Origin of the sequence: Streptomyces sp. 2131.1 (assembly GCF_900105515.1) — a bacterium.
Taxonomy (GTDB): domain Bacteria; phylum Actinomycetota; class Actinomycetes; order Streptomycetales; family Streptomycetaceae; genus Streptomyces; species Streptomyces drozdowiczii.
On record NZ_FNSY01000001.1, the window covers coordinates 471,511 to 492,005 of the forward strand.

The window sequence follows — 20,495 nt, forward strand, 5'->3', positions numbered from 1 at the left end:
GGGGGCAGGACCTAGGGTGTTGCGATGACGATCCAGCACCGTACCGACAGCAATGAGGCCGGTTTCCACGGCCGGACCGGTTCCGCAGCCACCGCCCAGGCCGACCCGCGCGACGTGGGCCCGGTCCGCACCTCGTACGCCCCCGACCGGGACGGCGCACCCGACCCCGGGGAGATCGTCTGGACCTGGGTGCCGTTCGAGGAGAACGACGGGCGCGGCAAGGACCGTCCGGTCCTCGTCGTCGCGCGCGAGGCGGCGGGCACGCTGCTGGCCGTGCAGCTGTCCAGCAAGCAGCACGACATGGACCGGGAGTGGGTCTCCCTGGGCGCGGGCCCCTGGGACAGCTCGGGCCGCCCGTCCTGGGTGGACCTGGACCGGGTCCTGCGGGTCCACGAGGACGGGATGCGGCGTGAGGCGTGCGCTCTGGACCGGGGCAGGTTCGACCTGGTCGTCGGGCGGCTGAGGGAGCGTTACGGCTGGGCGTGACGGCGTCCGGCGAGCGCTGACCCTCACGGTCGACTTCAGGGTGAGGGTCAGCGCCGGTCGGCGAACACCCGGTCGAATGCCACTCTGGTGGGCGAATCCTCCTCCCGGCCGAGGATGCCGAAGGCGACCTGCTCGAAATGGCCCGCGAACCGGCCCTCGCCGGTGAGCAGCGTGTGGAACGCCCCGGCCACCGCCGCCGGGTCGTTCTGGAAGACGCCGCAGCCCCAGGCGCCCAGGACGAGCCTGCGGTAGCCGCAGACCGCGGCGACCTCCAGCACCCGTTCGGCCCGTGCGGCGAGCGCGGCGGGGACGCGGTGCGCCTCCTGCGGGGTCCGGGCGCGGATGACACCGGCGTTGGGGGCGGGTGAGGTCAGGAAGCCGACCGTGTACGGCGTGTCGAGGAGCCGGCCCCGGTCGTCACGGAAGACCGGCACGCCGGGTGAGTGGATGACCCGGTCGGTGTAGAACACGCTGCGCTCGGCACGGTGGTGGGCGTAGAAGTCGGGCACCCGCAGCAGCGTGGCGTACAGCGCGGAGGCCCGGCACAGGGCCTCCTCCTGCGCCTGGGCGCCGTTGAGGTAGCCGCCGCCGGGGTTGCGGGCGGAGGCGTAGTTCAGGACGGCGATCCGGCCGGACCGCTCGCGGGTCATCCGGGCGGCCGCCTCCAGGCTGCTCTCGCCGGTGACCGCGATGGCCGGTGTCCGGTCCCGGTCCAGCGCGGCGACGGCAACCGGGTCGGGGCCGTACAGCCGCGTACCCGTGAGGGCGGCGGCCACGTCCCTTTCGATGCTGATTTCCCGGCCGTTCACCGTGCGGTACGAACCCGCCTCGACGATGTTCTCCGTCTCGCGCGCGATCCCGCGCAGCCGGGCGCTCACGGCGCCTCCCCCTTATGGTGCATACGGGACATGATCGTCGCCCCCGCGTGAGCGACGCAATCGAATATCCGGCTCACGAGGCACTCTTGTGCGATCTCTTTGCAGCGGTTTGGGTAGGACGGACGCACCGGAAAGAGGAGGCCCGGCATGTCATCCGACACTCCCGGCGGCCACGGTCCGCCCGGCCTCGCACCGCCCCTCACGGAGGGCGCGGCGGAGGATTTACTGCGCGGCATCTGTTTCAAGACGGGTCCGCCGCGCACGGTCGGGGTCGAACTCGAATGGCTTCTGCACGATCGCGACCACCCGCACCGCCCCGTCCCGCCCCACCTGCTGGAGGCGGCCGCGACGGCCGTCCGGGCGCTGCCCCTGAGCGCGGCACTCACCTTCGAACCCGGCGGCCAGCTGGAGCTCAGCTCACGCCCCGCCCCTTCCCTGACGGCATGTGTCGACGACATCGCCGCCGATCTCACCACCGTACGGTCCGCCCTGGACGGTCTTGGCCTGGCTCCCGCCGGTTACGGCGTCGATCCCTGGCAATCACCGCGCCGGCTCCTGCGCGAGCCCCGGTACGAGGCCATGGAGCGGGCGCTCGACCGATGGGGCCCGGCCGGCCGCGCCATGATGTGCACCACCGCCTCCGTCCAGGTCTGCCTGGACGCCGGGGAGGAGGAGCCGGGCCCGCTCGGGTACGCGCGGCGCTGGCAGCTGACCCATCTGCTGGGCGCGGTCCTGGTGGCGGCCTTCGCCAACTCGCCGTTCCGGGAGGGCCGGCCGACACCCTGGCGGTCCGCGCGCCAGTCCCTCTGGGCCGCCCTGGACCCGAAGCGGACGCTGGCCCCGGACGGGCAGCTGCCGCCCCGGGACGCCTGGGCCGCCCACGTCCTGGACACGCCCGTGCTCTGCGTACGGGGAGACGGGCCGTGGGCCGTGCCGGACGGGCTCACGTTCCGCGACTGGATCCGGTCCGGGGTGCCCCGGCGGGCGGACCGGAGCGACCTCGACTACCACATCACGACGCTGTTCCCGCCGGCGCGGCCGCGCGGGCACCTGGAGCTGCGCATGATCGACGCGCAGCCCGGTGACGACGGCTGGATCGTGCCGCTCGCCGTCACGACCGCCCTGTTCGACGACCCGGAGGCCGCCGAGACGGTGTACCGGACCGTCAAGCCGCTGGCCGAGACCGCCGGTACGGGCGCAGCTCCGCGCAATCCGCTGTGGACCGCCGCCGCCCGGGACGGCCTGGCCGAGCCCGAACTGCGCCAGGCGGCGGACGTCTGCTTCAGGCTCGCCCTGGAGGCCCTGCCCCGGCTGGGCGCGAGCGTCGCGGTACGGGACGCGGTGGCCGGCTTCCACGACCGCTACGTCGCCCGGGGCCGATGTCCGGCCGACGATCTGCGGGACGTCCTCACCACGGGCGGGGCGCGCCGCCCGGCCCATCCGAAGGGGAACCTCTCATGACCGAATCCCCCGCTCCCCCGCACGCCGGGGACGACGAGGCGCTGCGCGAGCGCGCGCTCGCCGCGCTGCTGACCGCGCGTGAACGCACCACGCTCCTCACCGACAGCGTCGACGACCACGACCTCACCGCCCAGCACTCGCCTCTGATGTCGCCGCTGGTCTGGGACCTGGCGCACATCGGCAACCAGGAGGAGCTGTGGCTGCTGCGCGGTGTCGCCGGCCGGGAGGCGATGCGCCCGGAGATCGACGGCCTGTACGACGCCTTCGAGCATCCGCGCGCCACCCGGCCCTCGCTGCCGCTGCTGGCGCCCGGCGAGGCCCGCTCGTACGCCTCGGAGGTGCGCGGCAGGGCGTTGGACGTGCTGGAATCCACGCCGCTGGGTGACGGTCCGGCGCTGGTCAGGTCCGGTTTCGCCTTCGGGATGATCGCGCAGCACGAGCAGCAGCACGACGAGACGATGCTGATCACGCATCAGCTGCGTTCGGGCCCGGCGGCGCTGACGGCCCCGGAGCCGCCGCGTGCCGTGGACGCGCCGCCGGCCGAGGTCCTGGTGCCGGGCGGCCCGTTCACCATGGGTACGTCGGCCGAGCCGTGGGCCCTGGACAACGAACGCCCCGCGCATCAGCGGGACGTCCCCGGGTTCGTCATCGACACCGCCCCGGTGACGTGCGGCGCCTACCGGGCCTTCATCGAGGACGGCGGTTACGGCGAGCGGCGCTGGTGGGCGCCCGAGGGCTGGGCGATGGTCCGGGAGCACGAGCTGGCCGCCCCGCTGTTCTGGCACCGGGACTCCGGGCAGTGGCTGCGCCGCCGGTTCGGGGTGACCGAGCCGGTGCCGGACGACGAGCCGGTGCTGCACGTCAGCTGGTACGAGGCCGACGCGTACGCGCGCTGGGCGGGGCGGCGTCTGCCGACCGAGGCGGAGTGGGAGAAGGCGGCCCGCCACGACCCCGTGTCCGGGCGCTCCCGCCGCTATCCGTGGGGCGACGAGGACCCGACACCGGAGCGCGCCAATCTGGGGCAGCGCCATCTGCGGCCCGCGCCCGCCGGGGCGTACCCGGCCGGGCGGGCGCCGTGCGGGGCGGGGCAGCTGATCGCTGACGTGTGGGAGTGGACGGCGAGCGACTTCCTGCCGTACCCGGGGTTCGCGCCGTTCCCGTACCGCGAGTACTCCGAGGTGTTCTTCGGCCCTGAGCACAAGGTGCTGCGGGGCGGTTCGTTCGCGGTGGACACCGTGGCGTGCCGGGGTACGTTCCGCAACTGGGACCTGCCGGTCCGGCGGCAGATCTTCTCCGGGTTCCGTACCGCGAGGGATCTCTGATGTGCCGTCATATCGCCTATCTGGGGCCGCCGGTCGCCCTGGGCGAGATGGTCTCGCGGCCGGCGCACTCCTTGGTGCGGCAGTCCTGGGAGCCCCGCCGCCAGCGGTACGGCACGGTCAACGCGGACGGCTTCGGGGTCGGCTGGTACGCGGAGGGGGACCCGGTCCCGGGCCGCTACCGGCGCCAGGGCCCCGTCTGGGGCGACCAGACCTTCGCCGACCTGGCCCGGGTGGTCCGCAGCCACGCCCTGCTCGCCGCGGTCCGGGACGCGACGGGGGCCGACCCGGACGGCGAGGCCGCGGCGGCGCCGTTCGCCGCGGACCACGTCCTGTTCAGCCACAACGGCGCGGTGAGGGACTGGCCGGGTTCGATGGCGTCCGTGGCGGCCACCCTGCCCCCGGCCGAGCTGCTGCGGCTGACCGCCCGGAGCGACTCCGCCCTGGTGTGGGCCCTGGTCCGGCACCGGCTGGCGTCGGGCGACCCGCTCGCGCAGGCCGTGGCGGACACCGTGCTGGAGGTCGCCGAGGCCTCCCCCGCGTCCCGGCTCAACCTGCTGCTGACCGACGGCCGGTCCGTCGTGGCGACCGCCTGGGGCGACACCCTGTGGCATCTGACCGAGCCCGGCCGGCACACGGTCGTCGCCTCGGAACCGTACGACGACGATCCCCGCTGGTACGAGGTGCCGGACCGCACCCTGCTGACCGCGACCCCTGGCGACGTCCTGCTGACCCCGCTGAAGGAGCCCCGCACGTGAGTCCCTTCCTGCTGACCCGCACCCTGCCCGAGGACGCGACGGACGCGGCGCTGCGCGCCGACGTCCTGAACGGCCTGACCCGGGCCCCGAAGACGCTGCCGCCCAAGTGGTTCTACGACGCGCGGGGCAGCGAGCTGTTCGAGGAGATCACCCGGCTCCCCGAGTACTACCCGACGCGCGCCGAGCGGGAGATCCTGATCGACCGGGCCGTGGAGATCGCGGCGGCGTCGGGCGCGCGCACCCTGGTGGAGCTGGGTTCCGGCTCGTCCGAGAAGACGCGGTACCTGCTGGACGCGCTGACGGACCTGGAGAGTTACGTGCCGGTCGACGTCAGCGAGAGCGCACTGCGCGGCGCCGCGGACGCGCTGCTGAAGGAGCGGCCGCGCCTCTCCGTGCACGCGCTCATCGCCGACTTCACCGCCGGACTCACGCTGCCCGAAACGCCGGGGCCCCGGCTGGTGGCGTTCCTGGGCGGCACCCTCGGCAATCTGCTGCCGAGTGAGCGGGCGGTGTTCCTGAAGTCGGTGCGCGACCTGCTGGCGCCCGGGGACACGCTGCTGCTCGGCACGGATCTCGTGAAGGAGGAGGAGGTGCTCGTCGCGGCGTACGACGACGCGGCGGGGGTGACTGCGGCGTTCAACCGGAACGTGCTGTCGGTCGTCGACCGCGAACTGGGCGCGGACTTCGTGCCGGAGGACTTCGCGCACGTGGCGCGGTGGAATCCGCAGGAGGAGTGGATCGAGATGCGGCTGCGGGCGCGCCGGTCGCTGACGGTGAAGATCCCGGAACTGGATCTCGTGGTGCCGTTCGACGCGGGCGAGGAGCTGCGCACCGAGGTGTCGGCGAAGTTCCGTGAGGGCGGCGTGCGCCGCGAACTGGCCGCCGCGGGACTCCGCCTGGCCCATTGGTGGACGGACTCCGAGGACAGGTTCGCCCTGTCGCTGTCCAGGGTGGACTGACCGGGGTGCGGGGCGGGACCGGATGTCCGGTCCCGCCCCGCACCGGCGGGTCAGCTGCCGGCGAGCAGTTCGGTGATCTTGTCGGACGCGGTCTTCGCCTCGGTCGCCGGGTCGCCGCCCTGGAGGACCGCCGTCATGTAGGGCTTGATCGGGTTGTCGGCCTCGACCGCCGCCCACTGCGAGGAGTTGGGGGTGGCGTGGCCGCTCCTGGCGCCCTCGGCCATCGCGGCGGTGCTCTCCTGGCCCTCGACGACGCGGGCCAGCGCCGGCTTGTTGGGCACGTAGCTCATGGTCTTGGCCAGGTCCTCCTGCCACTTGGCCCCGGCCAGGGCCTTGATCACTTCGTAGCCCGCGCTGCGCTGGTCGGCCTTCTGCGGCACGATCAGGTCCGAGCCGCCGGTGAACACCGAGCCGGGAGCCTTCGCGGTCTTGCCGGGGATCGGGAAGTAGCCCAGTTTGCCCTTGAGTTCGGGGTTCTTCTTCTCGATGAGCGTCGCGGTGCTGGGGGTGGAGATGATCTGGGCGACATTCCCCTCGGCGAACACATTGCCCTGCGGGGGCTTTTCCTCGTCGGCGTTCTTGGGTCCCTCGCCCAGCGACTGGAGTTGGGAATAGAACTGCATGCCCTTGAGTGCGGCGGGCGAGTCGAGGGCGCCCTGCCAGTCGCCCCCCTTGTCGCTTGCGAGTTCCCCGCCCTCGTCCCAGATGAACCCGGCGAGCACGTACCAGTTCTGTCCCGGCAGATACATGCCCTGGATTCCGTCGCCGTTGAGTTTCTCGGTGTCCGCGATCCACTCCGCACGCGTCTTCGGCGGGTTCTTGATACCCGCCGCCTCGAAGAGATCCTTGTTGTAGATGACCACCCGGTTGGCCGCGTACCACGGGATTCCGTACTGGACGCCACCGATGCTGCCCGGCTCGGCGAGACCGGGGATCCAGTCCTCGCTGCCCAGGTCACGCATGGATTCCAGGGTCAGGTCGCGCAGGTTGCCGCTCGCCGCGTACTGGGCGACCTGGGTGTTGCCGACCTCGATGACGTCGGGGGTGTCCTCGCCGGCGAGCGCGTCCATGACCTTCGGGCCGATGCCGCCCCATTCCTGGATCTTGAACTCCAGTTCGACCGAGGAGTGCTCCTCCTCGTACGACTTCTTGAAACGGTCCAGGAAGTCGGCGGTAACGCTGTCCTTCATCAGCCAGATCGTCACCTTCTTGTCACCGGAGCCGCCCGTGCCGGGGATCAGGCCGCACCCACCCAGCGCAACGGTGGAAATAAGGGCGACAGCTCCGAAGAGCATGCGGTTCTTCACGGATTCACCTTCTGCGAAACGGCAGGACGATATGCGGACCCGGTGTGGGGGACTGCGGGCTGCGCTCGCACGGGTGTGGCTGGATTTTGGTATGGACCAATACTTTGGTCAAGGGCCGTTCCGGACATGCGTGACGACTGCGACCCCTCGCGAACCGGGCCGAGGTAGGGCACCTTGGTAAGGGCGAGAGGAGACAAACCATGCCAAATCACACGTATCGCGTCACCGAAATCGTAGGAACCTCCCAGGAGGGTGTGGACGAGGCCATCCGCAACGGCGTCGCAAGAGCCTCGGAAACGTTGCACAATCTCGACTGGTTCGAGATCACCCAGGTGCGCGGGCAGATCGAGGATGGCCGAATCGCGCACTATCAGGTCGGCCTGAAAGTGGGCTTCCGGCTCGACGACCCGCAGTGACGCGAGGGGCCGTCGCCGCACGGCGAACACGGCCGGGTCAGGTGCGCCCCTCCCGCTCCTGCGCGTCCTTCAGCTCGGGCGAGGCCGGCGTCCAGCGGGCGCGCACCACGGTGAATCCGGCCAGCTCGGCGCCGTCGCAGACCAGTTCGTCGTCGTCGACGAGCATGCGTACCGTACGGTCGCGACCCAGCCGTTCCAGGATCTCCAGCTTGGTCCGGCGCGCCGGCCGGCGGTCGTCATTGCGCCGCATGTGCAGCGGCCCCTCGGGCAGCCCCTGCCGGGACAGCCAGGCCAGGGTGTCCTTGCGGCAGCGCTCGGGCCGCCCGGTGAGGTAGACGATCTCGCACTCCCCGGCGCTGCTCAGCACCAGGCGTACGCCCTCGTCCAGCGGCGGGTCGTCGACCGCGGCGGCGAAGAAGGCCGCCCAGTCGCGGCGGCCCTCCAGGAAGTGCTGGCGGTGGGCGGTGTCGGCGAGCGTACCGTCAAGATCGAACACGGCCACGGGCCGGACGTCGTTTGTCATGCGGCCAGCAAACCAAGTGGCAGTCCCGTCCGGCGAACCGGCACGACCACCGAGCGCATGGAGACCCCGCCCCCATGACCTCCCCCCACGATCCGTACGTCCGGGTCCGAGGCGCCCGCGAGCACAATCTGCGGAATGCCGATGTCGACATCCCCCGCGACACCCTCACCGTCTTCACCGGCGTCTCCGGCTCGGGCAAGTCCTCGCTGGCCTTCGGCACGATCTACGCGGAGGCACAGCGCCGCTACTTCGAGTCCGTCGCCCCGTACGCCCGGCGGCTGATCCATCAGGTCGGCGCCCCCGCGGTCGGCGAGGTCACCGGGCTGCCTCCCGCCGTCTCGCTGGAGCAGCGCAGGTCGGCGCCCGGCGCCCGGTCGTCCGTGGGCACGGTGACCACGCTGTCCAACTCGCTGCGGATGCTGTTCTCCCGGGCCGGCGACTACCCGGAGGGGGCCGAGCGGCTGGACTCGGACGCGTTCTCGCCGAACACCGCCGTCGGCGCCTGTCCGCGCTGCCACGGCCTCGGGCGGGTCCACCGCACGAGCGAAGAACTGCTGGTCCCGGACCCGGGCCTGTCGATCCGGGAGGGCGCCATCGCCGCGTGGCCCGGTGCCTGGCAGGGCAAGAACCTGCGCGATGTGCTGGACGCGCTCGGTTACGACGTGGACCGGCCGTGGCGGGAGCTGGAGGCCGCCGACCGGGAGTGGATCCTGTTCACCGACGAGCAGCCGGTGGTGACGGTCCATCCGGTGCGCGAGGCCGGCCGGATCCAACGGCCTTACCAGGGCACGTACATGAGCGCGCGACGCTATGTGATGCACACCTTCGCGGACTCCAGGAGCGCCACCCTGCGGGCGAAGGCCGAGCGCTTCCTCACCAGCGAGCCCTGCCCGGTGTGCGAGGGCAGCCGGCTGCGGCCCGAGGCCATGGCGGTGACGTTCGCCGGACGTACGATCGCTCAGCTCGCGGGCCTCGCGCTGACCGAACTGGCCGACGTGCTGACGGCGGCGGGCGGCGGCGGGACCGCCCGGGTGCTGACGGCGGACCTCCTCGCCCGGATCGCGACCGTCACCGAACTCGGCCTCGGCTACCTGAGTCTGGACCGCACGGCGCCCACGCTCTCCTCGGGCGAGCTCCAGCGGCTGCGGCTGGCGACCCAGCTGCGGGCCGGCCTCTTCGGTGTGGTGTACGTCCTGGACGAGCCGTCGGCCGGTCTGCACCCGGCGGACACGGAGGCGCTGCTCGCGGTGCTGGGGCGGCTGAAGGAGTCCGGCAACACGGTCTTCGTGGTGGAGCACCAGATGGACGTGGTGCGGCGGGCGGACTGGCTCGTCGACGTCGGACCGCTGGCCGGCGAGCACGGAGGCCGGGTCCTGCACAGCGGGCCGCCCGCCGGCCTCGCCGAGGTCGCGGACTCGGCCACCCGGCGCTTCCTGTTCCCCGACGCCCCTCCCCCGCCGCGCGAGGTCCGCGCCCCCTCGGGCTGGCTGCGGCTGTACGGGGTGGACCGTCACAACGTGCGCGGGGCGGACGCGGCGTTCCCGCTCGGGGTCTTCACGGCGGTCACCGGGGTCTCCGGCTCCGGCAAGTCGACGCTGGTGGGGCAGGTCCTGGCGGGCGCGCCGGCCGACCGGCGGGCCGCCGCGGAGGACCAGGAACGGCCCGTGACCGGATACGCCCGCGCCGACGGGCTGGAGGCGGTGGACCGGCTCGTCCAGGTCGACCAGCGCCCCATCGGCCGTACGCCCCGGTCCAACCTGGCCACGTACACCGGTCTCTTCGACGTGGTGCGCAAGCTGTTCGCGGCCACGCCCCTGGCCGGGGAGCGGGGGTACCGGGCCGGGCGGTTCTCGTTCAACGTGACCGGTGGGCGGTGCGAGACGTGCCAGGGCGAGGGCTTCGTCTCGGTGGAGCTGCTGTTCCTGCCGAGCACGTACGCGCCCTGCCCGGACTGTCACGGGGCACGGTACAACGCCGAGACGCTGGAGGTCACTTGGCGCGGGCTGAACATCGCCCAGGTGCTGGACCTGACCGTCGAGTCGGCGGCCGGGTTCTTCGCGGACACCCCGGCCGCCGCGCGCAGCCTGCACACGCTGCTCGACGTGGGGCTCGGCTATCTGCGGCTCGGGCAGCCGGCGACGGAGCTGTCCGGCGGTGAGGCGCAGCGGATCAAGCTGGCGGCGGAGCTCCAGCGGGCCCGGCGGGGCCACACGCTGTACCTGCTGGACGAGCCGACGACGGGTTTGCATCCGGCCGATATCGAGGTGCTGATGCGTCAGTTGCACGGGCTGGTGGAGGCCGGCTCCACGGTGGTGGTCGTGGAGCACGACATGGCGGTGGTCGCGGGAGCGGACTGGGTGATCGACCTCGGTCCGGGCGGTGGTGACCGGGGGGGCCGGATCGTCGCGGCGGGGCCGCCGGTGGAGGTGGCGCGGGCGCCCGAGAGCCGTACGGCGGGGTATCTGCGGGCTGCCATGGGCCTGGCCTGAGCGTCTGGCCCCACCCAACTCCGCGTCGTCGCAGTCAGGTTGGCGGCGGCCACGAGGAAGGGGAATGAAACAGTAAAGAATGTTGACAGTTAGCTGGTCCATACCAATCATGGGCATGCCACGCGGTCGTTCGTCGCCGCGCGGCATGTGACCCCCGGCCGGGAATCACAGGAACGGGCCGCGCCCCTCACCGGGCGCGGCCGAGCCGTGCATCCGCCCGTTGTCCCACCCCGCTGGGAGCTGCCCCATGAGACGTCCAAGAACAGTCGGCGCCGTCCTGAGCGCCTTGGCCACCGTCGTCGCGTCCGCAGGACTGGTCCTCGGATCAGGCGCCGGCGCACAGGCCGCCACCACCGCCGCCACCCCCATGCCCGCGCACGTCTTCGCCCCGTACTTCGAGGCGTGGAACGGCGACAGCCCGGCCGCCCTCGCACAGGCGTCCGGTGCCAAGTACCTGACGATGGCCTTCATCCAGACGGAGTCCCGCGGCTCCTGCACCCCGTACTGGAACGGCGATTCGAGCATGCCGATCGCCCAGTCCGAGTTCGGCGCCGACTTCACCACGATGCGGTCGCGCGGCGGCGATGTGATCCCGTCGTTCGGCGGCTACACCGCGGACAACACCGGCACCGAGATCGCCGACAGCTGCACGAACGTCGACTCGATCGCCGCCGCGTACGAGAAGGTCATCTCGACCTACGACGTGTCCCGCCTCGACATGGACATCGAGGACAACTCACTGGACAACAACGCCGGGATCGACCGCCGCAACAAGGCGCTCAAGAAGGTCCAGGACTGGGCCGCCGCCAACGGCCGCCCGCTGCAGATCTCGTACACCCTGCCCACCACCACGCACGGTCTCGCCGAGTCCGGGCTCGCGGTGCTGGAGAACGCGGTGTCCAACGGCACCAAGGTCGACGTCGTCAACCTCATGACGTTCGACTACTACGACGGCGCCGCGCACGACATGGCCAAGGACACCCAGACGTCCATCACCGGTCTGAAGGGCCAGCTGGCCTCGCTGTACCCGTCGAAGACCGAGGCCCAGCTGTGGGGCATGACCGGCATCATCGAGATGCCCGGCATCGACGACTACGGACCGGCCGAGACCTTCACCACGGCCAACGCACCCGTGGTGTACGACTGGGCGGTCTCCAAGGGCGTCAACACCCTGTCGTTCTGGGCGCTCCAGCGTGACAACGGCGGCTGCCCCGGCACCGGCGGGAGCGACACCTGCTCCGGAATCGCGCAGGACACCTGGTACTTCACCCACACCTTCGCGCCGTTCACGAGCGGCGGCAGCGGCCCGGTGACCGACGACTACTCGGTGGCCGTGACCCCCTCCTCGGCCACGGTCGAGCCGGGCAAGTCGACGACCGCCACCGTGAAGACCGCGGTGACCTCGGGCGCCGCGAAGACCGTCGCGCTGACCACGAGCGGTGCCCCGGCCGGGGTGACCGCGACGCTCAGCCCGACCTCGGTGACGGCCGGCGGCTCCTCGACGCTGACGCTCAGCGCCTCGGCGTCGGTGGCGCCGGGCACGTACACCGTCAACGTCACCGGCACCTCCGGCACGCTCAGCCACTCGGCGTCCTTCACCCTGACGGTGCCGGGTTCCGGTGGCGGTACGGGGTCACTGGTCAACGGTGACTTCGAGACCGGTGCGCTCGGCCCCTGGACCTGTGAGTCCGGTGGCGCGGTCGTCTCCTCACCGGTGCACGGCGGTACGCACGCGCTGTCCGTCGCGGCGACTTCCTCGCAGACGGGCGAGTGCGCGCAGACGCTCGCCCTCTCCCCCAACACCAAGTACACCCTTCAGGGTTATGTGCAGGGGAACTACGCGTACCTCGGTGTTCGGGGCGGCGCGACGGCGAGCACCTGGGGCCTCTTCAGCGGCTACACCAAGCAGTCGGTGTCCTTCACCACCGGTTCGAGCGGCTCGGTGACGGTCTACCTGCACGGCTGGTACGGCCAGGGCACGGTCTACGGCGACGACCTCTCGGTCACCAAGGCCTGACCCGGTACGTGTGAGGCATTGAGGGTCCCGGAGGCGGGCGGCCTCCGGGACCCTCGGCCGTACGGCGGCTCAGCGGCGCGCCTTGCGGGTGGCCCGCAGCCACTCCTTGTTCATCGCCGAGATCGAAGGCAGCGGGATGCCCTTGGGGCAGGCGGTCGCGCACTCCCCGGTGAGCGTGCAGCCGCCGAAGCCCTCGCTGTCCATCTGCTCCACCATGTCGAGCACCCGGGTCTCCCGCTCGGGGGCGCCCTGCGGCAGCACGTTCAGGTGGTTGACCTTCGCCGAGGTGAAGAGCATCGCCGAACCGTTCGGACAGGCGGCGACACAGGCGCCGCAGCCGATGCACTCGGCGTGCTCGAAGGCGAAATCGGCATCCGGCTTGGGCACGGGCGTGGCGTGCGCGTCCGGGGCCGTACCGGTCGGAGCGGAGATGTAGCCGCCGGCCTGGATGATCCGGTCGAAGGCCGAGCGGTCCACGACCAGGTCCTTGACGACCGGGAAGGCCGAGGCCCGCCAGGGCTCGATGTCGATGGTGTCGCCGTCGTCGAAGGACCGCATGTGCAGCTGGCAGGTGGTGGTCCGCTCCGGGCCGTGGGCGTCGCCGTTGATGACGAGGCTGCACGCGCCGCAGATGCCCTCGCGGCAGTCGTGGTCGAAGGCCACGGGATCGTCACCGGCGAGGATCAGTTCCTCGTTGAGGGTGTCGAGCATCTCCAGGAACGACATGTCCTGCGAGATGCCGTCCACTTCGTAGGTGGACATGGCGCCGGGGGCGTCGGTGTTCTTCTGGCGCCAGACGCGCAGGGTGAGCTTCATGCGTAGCTCCGCTGGGTGGGGTGGACGTACTCGAAGACGAGGTCTTCCTTGTGCAGGACGGGTGCTTCGCCGGTGCCGGTGAACTCCCAGGCGGCGCCGTAGCAGAACTCCTCGTCGCGGCGGGCCGCCTCGCCGTCCGGGGTCTGGGACTCCTCGCGGAAGTGGCCGCCGCAGGACTCGGCGCGGTGCAGGGCGTCGAGGCACATCAGCTCGGCGAGCTCCAGGTAGTCGACGACGCGGTTGGCCTTCTCCAGCGACTGGTTGAGTTCGTCGCCGGTGCCGGGGACCTTGATGCGGCGCCAGAACTCCTCGCGGATCAGGGGGATCCGGGCGAGCGCGGTGCGCAGCCCCTCCTCGTTGCGGGCCATCCCGCAGTACTCCCACATGAGTTCGCCGATCTCGCGGTGGAATGAGTCGGGGGTGCGGTCGCCGTCGACGGCCAGCAGCAGGTTGAGCCGGTCCTCGGTCTCGGCGACGGCCTCCTCCACGGCGGGGTGCGAGGCGTCGACCTCGTCGTGGTGCGGGTTGCGGGCGAGGTAGTCGTTGATGGTGGAGGGCAGGACGAAGTAGCCGTCGGCGAGGCCCTGCATCAGCGCGGACGCGCCGAGCCGGTTCGCGCCGTGGTCCGAGAAATTGGCCTCACCGATCGCGAAGAGACCCGGCACGGTGGTCTGGAGGTCGTAGTCGACCCAGAGCCCGCCCATCGTGTAGTGCACGGCGGGGTAGATCCGCATCGGCGTCACGTACGGGTCCTCGGCGGTGATCCGGGCGTACATGTCGAAGAGGTTGCCGTACTTCTCCTCGACCTTCGGCCGGCCCATCCGCCCGATGGCCTCGGCGAAGTCCAGGTAGACGCCCTGGCCGCCGGGTCCGACGCCGCGCCCCTCGTCGCAGACGTTCTTCGCGGCGCGCGAGGCGATGTCGCGGGGCACGAGGTTGCCGAAGGAGGGGTACTGGCGCTCCAGGTAGTAGTCGCGCTCGTCTTCGGGGATCTCGTTGGCCGGGCGGGTGTCTCCCTTGGCCTTCGGGACCCAGATGCGGCCGTCGTTGCGCAGCGACTCGCTCATCAGCGTCAGCTTGGACTGGTGGTCGCCGGTGCGCGGGATGCAGGTGGGGTGGATCTGGGTGAAGCAGGGATTCGCGAAGAGGGCGCCGCGCCGGTGTGCCCGCCAGACGGCTGTGGCGTTGGAGTTCATCGCGTTGGTCGACAGGTAGAAGACGTTCCCGTAGCCGCCGCTCGCGAGGACCACGGCGTCGGCGAAGTAGGTTTCGATCCTCCCCGTGACGAGGTCCCGGGCGACGATCCCGCGCGCCCGGCCGTCGACGACGATCAGGTCGAGCATCTCGGTACGGGGGTGCAGCTCGACGTTGCCCGCGGCGATCTGCCGGGACAGCGCCTGGTAGGCGCCGAGGAGCAGCTGCTGTCCGGTCTGGCCTCGGGCGTAGAAGGTGCGGGAGACCTGGACGCCGCCGAAGGAGCGGTTGTCGAGGAGTCCGCCGTACTCACGGGCGAAGGGGACGCCCTGCGCCACGCACTGGTCGATGATCTCGACGGAGATCTGGGCCAGGCGGTGCACGTTGGACTCGCGGGCGCGGAAGTCGCCGCCCTTGACGGTGTCGTAGAAGAGGCGGTGCACCGAGTCGCCGTCGTTGCGGTAGTTCTTTGCCGCGTTGATGCCGCCCTGCGCGGCGACGGAGTGCGCGCGGCGGGGCGAGTCCTGGAAGCAGAACTGGACGACGCGGTAGCCCTGTTCGGCCAGGGTCGCGCCGGCCGAACCGCCGGCCAGGCCGGTGCCGACGACGATGACGGTGTGCTTGCGCCGGTTGGCGGGGTTGACCAGCTTGGCCTCGAAGCGGCGGGTGTCCCAGCGTTCCGCGACGGGGCCCGCGGGGGCCTTGGTGTCGGCGACGGGTTCGCCGGTCGTGTAGTGCGTGTAGTCGTTCATGTCAGCTCACCACTCCGGTCATGACGGCGACGGGTACGGAGATGAAGCCCACCGTCAGCACCAGCGCGAGGACGTTGGCGAGGGTCTTCAGGGCGCGGTCGCGGCTCGCGCGGCCGGCGCCCAGGGTCTGCGCGACGCTCCAGAACCCGTGCTGGACGTGGAGCCCCAGGGCGAGCATCGCGACGATGTAGATGACGTTGCCGTACCAGGTCGAGAAGGTGTCGACGACGTTCTGGTACGGGTGCCCGTGCTGGAAGCCGCCGGAGTGCACGGTGCCGGTCGTCAGGTCCAGGATGTGCCAGACGATGAACAGCCCGAGGATGATCCCGCCGTAGCGCATGGTGCGGGTGGCGTAGCTCGCGCGCGGCCGCTTGTGCACGTAAGTGATGGGCCGGGCCCGCAGGTCGCGCCTGCTGAGCTGGTACGCGGAGACCGCGTGCAGCACCACGGCGGCGACGAGCACGACGCGCACGATCCACAGCGCCCACTCGTGGTGCAGGAACGGCTCGCCCATCACGCGCAGCCAGTGCGCGTAGCCGTTGAACTCGTCGGACCCGAAGAAGATCTTCAGGTTTCCGATCATGTGGACGACCAGGTAGAGGAGCATGACCAGTCCGCTGACGGCCATGATCACCTTCTTGCCGACGGTCGAGTCCCACAGCGTGCGCGTCATGGACGGCCGTCGGTCCGTCCGGGTTGCCAATGCCATGGACACGACGCTAGGTCCGGAGGGGCCGATCAGTCCAAGTCATGGAATGGCTGCTGTCCATAGGCAGTCCCTATCAGGCGGGGTAGCGTGGGGTGATGCAGTTCCAGCAGCTCACCTATTTCGTGGCCGTCGCCGAGGCCCGGCACTTCACACGCGCCGCCGAGGAGGTGCACGTCTCGCAGCCCTCGCTCTCCCAGCAGATCCGGGCCCTGGAGAACGAGCTGGGCGCCGAGCTGTTCAGCCGGGCGCGGGGCAACATCACGCTGACGGACGCGGGCGAGGCACTGCTGCCGCTCGCCCGGCGCATCCTGGCCGACGCCGACACCGCGCGCCACGAGGTGCAGGAGCTGGCGCAGCTGCGCCGGGGCCGGGTGAGGCTGGGGGCGACGCCCAGCGTGTGCACCGGGCTGCTGCCCGAGGTGTTGCGCGCCTTCCACGACCTGCACCCGGGCATCCAGCTGCTCCTGGAGGAGGGCGGTTCGCACGACCTGGTACGGGAGCTGGCGCGCGGGGCGCTCGACCTGGCCCTGGTGGTGCTGCCGCTGCCCGCCGCCTCACCGGCGCTCACCACGGTCGAGCTGCTCCAGGAGGACCTGGTGGTCGTCTCGTCGGCGCAGCGCCCCCGGCCGGGCCGGGGCGGCCGGGTCCGGATCGCCGACCTGGAGGGCGAGCCGCTGGTGATGTTCCGGCACGGCTACGACCTGCGGGAGCTGACGGTGGCCGCCTGCCGGGCGGAGGGCTTCGAACCGTCGTTCACGGTGGAGGGCGGCGAGATGGACGCGGTGCTCGGCTTCGTCCGGGCGGGCCTGGGCATCGCGGTCGTCCCGCACATGGTCGCCGCCCGCGCCGGGGCGGACCTGCGCGCGACGCCGCTGGCCCGCCCGGGGCTCCGCCGCACCATCGCGCTGGCCCACCGCAGCGACGTGGCCCCGCCGCGCGCGGCCCGCGAGCTCCAGCGGGTCCTGCTGGCGCGGCGGGCGGACACCGCGACCCCGTGAGAGGGCACGGCGTCCGTCCGGCTCACACCGCGTCGGCCAGCAGCAGCGAGTGGATGCGGTCCGGCGCGCCCGGCCGGGCGTAGTACCAGCCCTGGGCCGTGTCGCAGCCCAGCTGCCGCAGCTGCTCGGCCTGGGCGCCGGTCTCCACGCCCTCCACGGTGACCGCGAGGTCCAGGCTGTGCGCGAGCGAGACGATCCCCTCGACGATCTTGAGGTCGACCGGGTCCGCCGGGTGGTGCTGCATCCCCTGGGTGAAGGACCGGTCCAGCTTCAGCACGCTCACCGGCAGCCTGCGCAGGTTCGCGAGGTTGGAGTATCCGGTGCCGAAGTCGTCGAGCGCGATGTCGACGCCCATCTCGGCCAGCTGGCGCAGCGGTTTGAGCAGGTCCTCGTCGGCGCCGATGAGCGCGGACTCGGTGACCTCCAGGCACAGCGCGCCCGCTTCGAGTCCGGATCGTTCCAGGACGTCGACGGTCTCCGCGACCAGTTGAGGGTGGTGCAGCTGGGCCGGCGAGAGGTTGACGTTGATGCGCAGCGGACCGCCGTCGGTGTGCCGCTCCTGCCAGAAGTTGGCCTGCCGGACCGATTCCTCCAGGACCCAGCGGCCGAGCGGCACGATGAGCCCGGTGTGCTCGGCCAGCGCGATGAACCGGTCGGGCCCCAGCACCCCGTGCTGCGGGTGGCACCAGCGTACGAGGGCCTCCGCGCCGTGCACCGTACCGTCGCCGAGGTGGACCAGCGGCTGGTACTCGATGAAGAACTCGCCGCGTTCCAGGGCGGCCGGCAGGGCCGTGGTCAGCCCGTGCCGTGTGATGGCCCGGGCATCCGCCTCCGCGTCGGCCAGCTCGAAGCGGTTGCCGCCCGCCGACTTGGCGCGGTACATGGTGATGTCGGCGCTGCGCAGCACCTCCGCGGCGCTGCGCTCCCCGGCGGGGCCTTCGACGATCCCGATCGAACCGCGGACGGTCAGCTCGCGCCCGTCGAGCCGGATGGGGGCGCCGAGCACGCCGAGGATGCGGCAGGCGAGTTCGTCGACCTCGGCGGGCGAGTCGAAGCTCGTCGTGAGGGCCACGAACTCGTCGCCGCCGAGCCGGGCGACCATCTCGCCGGGCGCGGTGGCACAGCTCTGGAGGCGGTCGGCGACCTCGACGAGCAGCCGGTCGCCCGCGGCGTGGCCGAGGCTGTCGTTGATCGCCTTGAAGCCGTCGAGGTCCAGGTAGCAGAGCCCGAAGCGGCTGCCGTCGCCGGCTGAGAGCGCTTTCTCCAGGCGCTCGAAGAAGAGCGTCCGGTTGGGCAGGCCGGTGAGGGCGTCGTGGGTGGCCTCGTAGCGCAGCCGCAGGTTGAGGAGCCTGCGCTCGGTGGTGTCCTCCAGCAGCGCCAGCTGGTACTCGGGCCGGCCCTCGGAGTCGCGCAGCAGCGAGACCGTCAGGTTGGTCCACAGGACGGTGCCGTCGTTGCGGTAGTACGGCTTCTCGACCCGGTAGTGCTCGCGTTCGCCGCGTACCAGCTCGTTGTAGTACTTCCAGACCTGCGGGGAGTCCTCGGGGTGGACCCACTCGTTGACGCGGTGGCTGAGGACGTGGTTCTCCAGGCCGCCGAACATCCGCGTGAGGGTGTCGTTGACCTCCAGCACGTTGCCGTCCAGGTCGGCGATGCCGATGCCGATCGCCGCGTCCTTGAAGACGGCCCGGAAGCGCGCCTCGGTGGCGTGCAGGGCCTGTTCGGCGTGGGAGCGGGCGGCGAGCGCCGAGCGGGCGATGGCCTCCTGCTCGGCCAGCGTCCGTTCGCGCAGGGCCTGGGTGAAGCCGGCCGCCACCGCGTGCTGGACGCGGGCGCAGCGGGAACGGCTGTCCTCGGTGGTCAGGGCCACCGGACCGTTGCTGCCGCAGTAGAGCACCAGGTAGGAGTCGACGACGCCGAGCGTGGAACTCAGCGCGTCCGGATCGGTGCAGTGGGCGGCGACGAGCGCGCCGCCCACCGACGCCGCCGCCGCCGGGTCGAACGGGCGGGCGTGCAGGGTCTCGCTGAGCGTGCGGGCCAGCGGGAGCAGGTGCTGCTCGAACTCCGGCCGGGTCATGGAGGTGGCCGTCGACGGGAAGATGGCACGGCTCCAGATGGTGGCGAACCTCCGGAGCCGGTCCTCGGGGCCGTCGGGTGCCGCGTCCGGGGCGCCGGACGGCTGGGCGGGAATGCTCACGCCGTGCGTCCCACTCCCGCGATGCCCGAGAAGGCGTACGGGTCCTCGTTCTCCGGCGCCGCCGTGCTCTCGGGGCGCCACTCCGGCATCGGGACGAGGCCCGGCTCGACGAGCTCGAAGCCGTCGAAGAAGCCGGCGATCTCCTCGCGGGTACGCATGACCAGCGGGTTGCGGATGTTCTGGTACACGCCTACCGTGCCGCCGGCCTCCTCGCGGGACAGCGGAATGCCCTCGTACGCGGCGTGGGTGACGACCAGGAGGCTGCCGGGCGCCAGCATGTCGCGGAGTGCGGCGACGGCGGCGCGCGGGTCGTCGGAGTCCTCGATGAAGTGGAGGACGGCAACGAGCAGCAGAGCCACGGGGCGGTCGAAGTCGAGGAGCTTGGCGACCTCGGGGCTGTCCCGGATCTCCTGGGGCCTGCGCAGGTCGGCGGCGGATATCGTCGCGCCCTCGTTGCCATCCAGGACCGCCTGGCTGTGCGCGACCGCGACCGGGTCGTGGTCGACGTAGGCGACCCTGGCCGCGGGGTCGATGGCCTGGGCGACCTCGTGGACATTGCCGAACGTGGGTATCCCGGAGCCGATGTCGAGGAACTGGGTGACGCCCTCGCTCAGGGCGTATCGCACCGCCCGTCGCATAAACGCCCGGTTCGCCTGCATCGCCTTGGGAAGTCCCGGCATGAACTCCATGGCCTTCCGGGCCGCTTCCCGGTCCACCTCGAAATTGTGCGAGCCGCCCAGATAGAAATCATACATTCGGGACACGCTCGGCACCGAAATGTCAATGCCTTGCGGTGCCCAGGCGGGACGCTCCATCGATGTCTCCAACAAGTCGCCACGGCGATCCGGCCATGTTCATGGTCAGTGTGGACCAGAGGCTACTGATCCATCGCCAAGAGAGCGAGTAGAAACGGAAATTAGCCGTCCGTTATTGGTCACACTCGCATGGCATGTGCAACCGCCTCGTCGCTGCCCGTCACATTCGGCGAACGGAAGGCATCAAATAGTTCACTCCCGGACTACTTTGGCGCACTGCCGGACTCAGCGCCCACGGACGCCGGCGTCATGTGCCGCGGGAGCCTTGGCCGTTGGCGTCCGCTGGGCGGATGCGCCGGGAAGGGTACGGGCGGCCGCGGCTCCGGCAGGCCGTCACCCCTGACCCCGACGCCGTTCCCGCCGTGGAATCCGCGGATCCGGTGTCGGCGCCTTGGCCGCCA

General features: G+C 71.4%; 17 protein-coding genes. 9 read left to right on the forward strand and 8 right to left on the reverse strand.

Going from position 1 to position 20,495, the window contains the following annotated elements:
* Positions 1–24: 24 nt before the first annotated feature.
* On the forward strand, positions 25–486 hold the full coding sequence (locus BLW14_RS02345) for a type II toxin-antitoxin system PemK/MazF family toxin (RefSeq protein WP_093703792.1): 462 nt from the start codon (positions 25–27) through the stop codon (positions 484–486).
* A gap of 47 nt (positions 487–533) precedes the next feature.
* Here BLW14_RS02345 and BLW14_RS02350 read toward each other — a convergent pair whose 3' ends face one another.
* The gene (locus BLW14_RS02350) at positions 534–1,364 is read right to left on the reverse strand and encodes a TIGR02452 family protein (protein ID WP_093703794.1); all 831 of its coding nucleotides are present in this window, start codon (positions 1,362–1,364) and stop codon (positions 534–536) included.
* A 147-nt stretch (positions 1,365–1,511) separates the two neighbouring features.
* Here BLW14_RS02350 and egtA point away from each other — a divergent pair, with 147 nt between their 5' ends.
* From egtA to egtD, 4 genes are read left to right on the forward strand one after another with little or no spacing between them, the layout of a single operon-like run.
* On the forward strand, positions 1,512–2,825 hold the full coding sequence (gene egtA / locus BLW14_RS02355) for an ergothioneine biosynthesis glutamate--cysteine ligase EgtA (protein ID WP_093703796.1): 1,314 nt from the start codon (positions 1,512–1,514) through the stop codon (positions 2,823–2,825).
* Complete coding sequence (egtB, locus tag BLW14_RS02360; protein ID WP_093703797.1) at positions 2,822–4,147, forward strand: ergothioneine biosynthesis protein EgtB; 1,326 nt, start codon at positions 2,822–2,824, stop codon at positions 4,145–4,147. The genes egtA and egtB overlap by 4 nt, the downstream gene beginning before the upstream one ends.
* Positions 4,147–4,902, forward strand: a complete 756-nt coding sequence (gene egtC / locus BLW14_RS02365) for an ergothioneine biosynthesis protein EgtC (RefSeq protein WP_093703799.1) — start codon at positions 4,147–4,149, stop codon at positions 4,900–4,902. Before egtB ends, egtC begins: the two co-directional genes overlap by 1 nt.
* A complete protein-coding gene (gene egtD / locus BLW14_RS02370; RefSeq protein WP_093703801.1) occupies positions 4,899–5,861 on the forward strand; it encodes an L-histidine N(alpha)-methyltransferase in 963 nt (320 codons plus the stop codon). Before egtC ends, egtD begins: the two co-directional genes overlap by 4 nt.
* Before the next feature lie 50 nt (positions 5,862–5,911).
* Here egtD and BLW14_RS02375 read toward each other — a convergent pair whose 3' ends face one another.
* Positions 5,912–7,168: an extracellular solute-binding protein gene (locus tag BLW14_RS02375; RefSeq protein WP_093703803.1), complete on the reverse strand. Its 1,257-nt coding sequence runs from the start codon at positions 7,166–7,168 to the stop codon at positions 5,912–5,914.
* A 200-nt stretch (positions 7,169–7,368) separates the two neighbouring features.
* Here BLW14_RS02375 and BLW14_RS02380 point away from each other — a divergent pair, with 200 nt between their 5' ends.
* Complete coding sequence (locus tag BLW14_RS02380; RefSeq protein ID WP_093703805.1) at positions 7,369–7,584, forward strand: dodecin; 216 nt, start codon at positions 7,369–7,371, stop codon at positions 7,582–7,584.
* Between the two features lie 37 nt (positions 7,585–7,621).
* On the opposite strand, the gene BLW14_RS02385 is transcribed toward BLW14_RS02380, so the two are convergent.
* Entirely contained in the window at positions 7,622–8,107 is a 486-nt protein-coding gene (locus tag BLW14_RS02385) for a phosphatase domain-containing protein (protein ID WP_093703807.1), read from the reverse strand.
* A gap of 74 nt (positions 8,108–8,181) precedes the next feature.
* On the opposite strand from BLW14_RS02385, the gene BLW14_RS02390 reads away from it, so the two are divergent.
* Both BLW14_RS02390 and BLW14_RS02395 read left to right on the forward strand, forming a co-directional pair.
* Positions 8,182–10,596, forward strand: a complete 2,415-nt coding sequence (locus BLW14_RS02390; protein WP_093703809.1) for an excinuclease ABC subunit UvrA — start codon at positions 8,182–8,184, stop codon at positions 10,594–10,596.
* A gap of 247 nt (positions 10,597–10,843) precedes the next feature.
* Positions 10,844–12,613: a glycosyl hydrolase family 18 protein gene (locus BLW14_RS02395; RefSeq protein ID WP_256332655.1), complete on the forward strand. Its 1,770-nt coding sequence runs from the start codon at positions 10,844–10,846 to the stop codon at positions 12,611–12,613.
* Between the two features lie 69 nt (positions 12,614–12,682).
* Here BLW14_RS02395 and BLW14_RS02400 read toward each other — a convergent pair whose 3' ends face one another.
* From BLW14_RS02400 to BLW14_RS02410, 3 genes are read right to left on the reverse strand one after another with little or no spacing between them, the layout of a single operon-like run.
* Complete coding sequence (locus BLW14_RS02400) at positions 12,683–13,429, reverse strand: succinate dehydrogenase/fumarate reductase iron-sulfur subunit (RefSeq protein WP_093703813.1); 747 nt, start codon at positions 13,427–13,429, stop codon at positions 12,683–12,685.
* Complete coding sequence (locus BLW14_RS02405; protein ID WP_093703815.1) at positions 13,426–15,375, reverse strand: fumarate reductase/succinate dehydrogenase flavoprotein subunit; 1,950 nt, start codon at positions 15,373–15,375, stop codon at positions 13,426–13,428. Before BLW14_RS02405 ends, BLW14_RS02400 begins: the two co-directional genes overlap by 4 nt.
* Before the next feature lies 1 nt (position 15,376).
* Positions 15,377–16,084, reverse strand: a complete 708-nt coding sequence (locus BLW14_RS02410; protein WP_093703817.1) for a succinate dehydrogenase — start codon at positions 16,082–16,084, stop codon at positions 15,377–15,379.
* Positions 16,085–16,179: 95 nt separating this feature from the next.
* Here BLW14_RS02410 and BLW14_RS02415 point away from each other — a divergent pair, with 95 nt between their 5' ends.
* On the forward strand, positions 16,180–17,082 hold the full coding sequence (locus BLW14_RS02415) for a LysR family transcriptional regulator (protein ID WP_093703819.1): 903 nt from the start codon (positions 16,180–16,182) through the stop codon (positions 17,080–17,082).
* 22 nt (positions 17,083–17,104) lie between these two features.
* Here BLW14_RS02415 and BLW14_RS02420 read toward each other — a convergent pair whose 3' ends face one another.
* Both BLW14_RS02420 and BLW14_RS02425 read right to left on the reverse strand, forming a co-directional pair.
* Positions 17,105–19,279, reverse strand: coding sequence for a putative bifunctional diguanylate cyclase/phosphodiesterase (locus tag BLW14_RS02420; protein ID WP_093703821.1), 2,175 nt, complete (start codon positions 19,277–19,279; stop codon positions 17,105–17,107).
* On the reverse strand, positions 19,276–20,094 hold the full coding sequence (locus tag BLW14_RS02425; RefSeq protein WP_093703823.1) for an SAM-dependent methyltransferase: 819 nt from the start codon (positions 20,092–20,094) through the stop codon (positions 19,276–19,278). The genes BLW14_RS02420 and BLW14_RS02425 overlap by 4 nt, the downstream gene beginning before the upstream one ends.
* Between the last annotated feature and the right edge of the window lie 401 nt (positions 20,095–20,495).

Excerpts from the sequence above, each read along its gene's own strand:
- BLW14_RS02345 (WP_093703792.1), top strand. The coding sequence starts at position 25 with ATGACGATCCAGCACCGTACCGACAGCAATGAGGCCGGTTTCCACGGC.
- egtA (WP_093703796.1), top strand. The coding sequence starts at position 1,512 with ATGTCATCCGACACTCCCGGCGGCCACGGTCCGCCCGGCCTCGCACCG.
- egtB (WP_093703797.1), top strand. The coding sequence starts at position 2,822 with ATGACCGAATCCCCCGCTCCCCCGCACGCCGGGGACGACGAGGCGCTG.
- egtC (WP_093703799.1), top strand. The coding sequence starts at position 4,147 with ATGTGCCGTCATATCGCCTATCTGGGGCCGCCGGTCGCCCTGGGCGAG.
- BLW14_RS02380 (WP_093703805.1), top strand. The coding sequence starts at position 7,369 with ATGCCAAATCACACGTATCGCGTCACCGAAATCGTAGGAACCTCCCAG.
- BLW14_RS02385 (WP_093703807.1), bottom strand. The coding sequence starts at position 8,107 with ATGACAAACGACGTCCGGCCCGTGGCCGTGTTCGATCTTGACGGTACG.
- BLW14_RS02390 (WP_093703809.1), top strand. The coding sequence starts at position 8,182 with ATGACCTCCCCCCACGATCCGTACGTCCGGGTCCGAGGCGCCCGCGAG.
- BLW14_RS02395 (WP_256332655.1), top strand. The coding sequence starts at position 10,844 with ATGAGACGTCCAAGAACAGTCGGCGCCGTCCTGAGCGCCTTGGCCACC.
- BLW14_RS02400 (WP_093703813.1), bottom strand. The coding sequence starts at position 13,429 with ATGAAGCTCACCCTGCGCGTCTGGCGCCAGAAGAACACCGACGCCCCC.
- BLW14_RS02405 (WP_093703815.1), bottom strand. The coding sequence starts at position 15,375 with ATGAACGACTACACGCACTACACGACCGGCGAACCCGTCGCCGACACC.
- BLW14_RS02410 (WP_093703817.1), bottom strand. The coding sequence starts at position 16,084 with ATGGCATTGGCAACCCGGACGGACCGACGGCCGTCCATGACGCGCACG.
- BLW14_RS02415 (WP_093703819.1), top strand. The coding sequence starts at position 16,180 with ATGCAGTTCCAGCAGCTCACCTATTTCGTGGCCGTCGCCGAGGCCCGG.
- BLW14_RS02425 (WP_093703823.1), bottom strand. The coding sequence starts at position 20,094 with ATGGAGCGTCCCGCCTGGGCACCGCAAGGCATTGACATTTCGGTGCCG.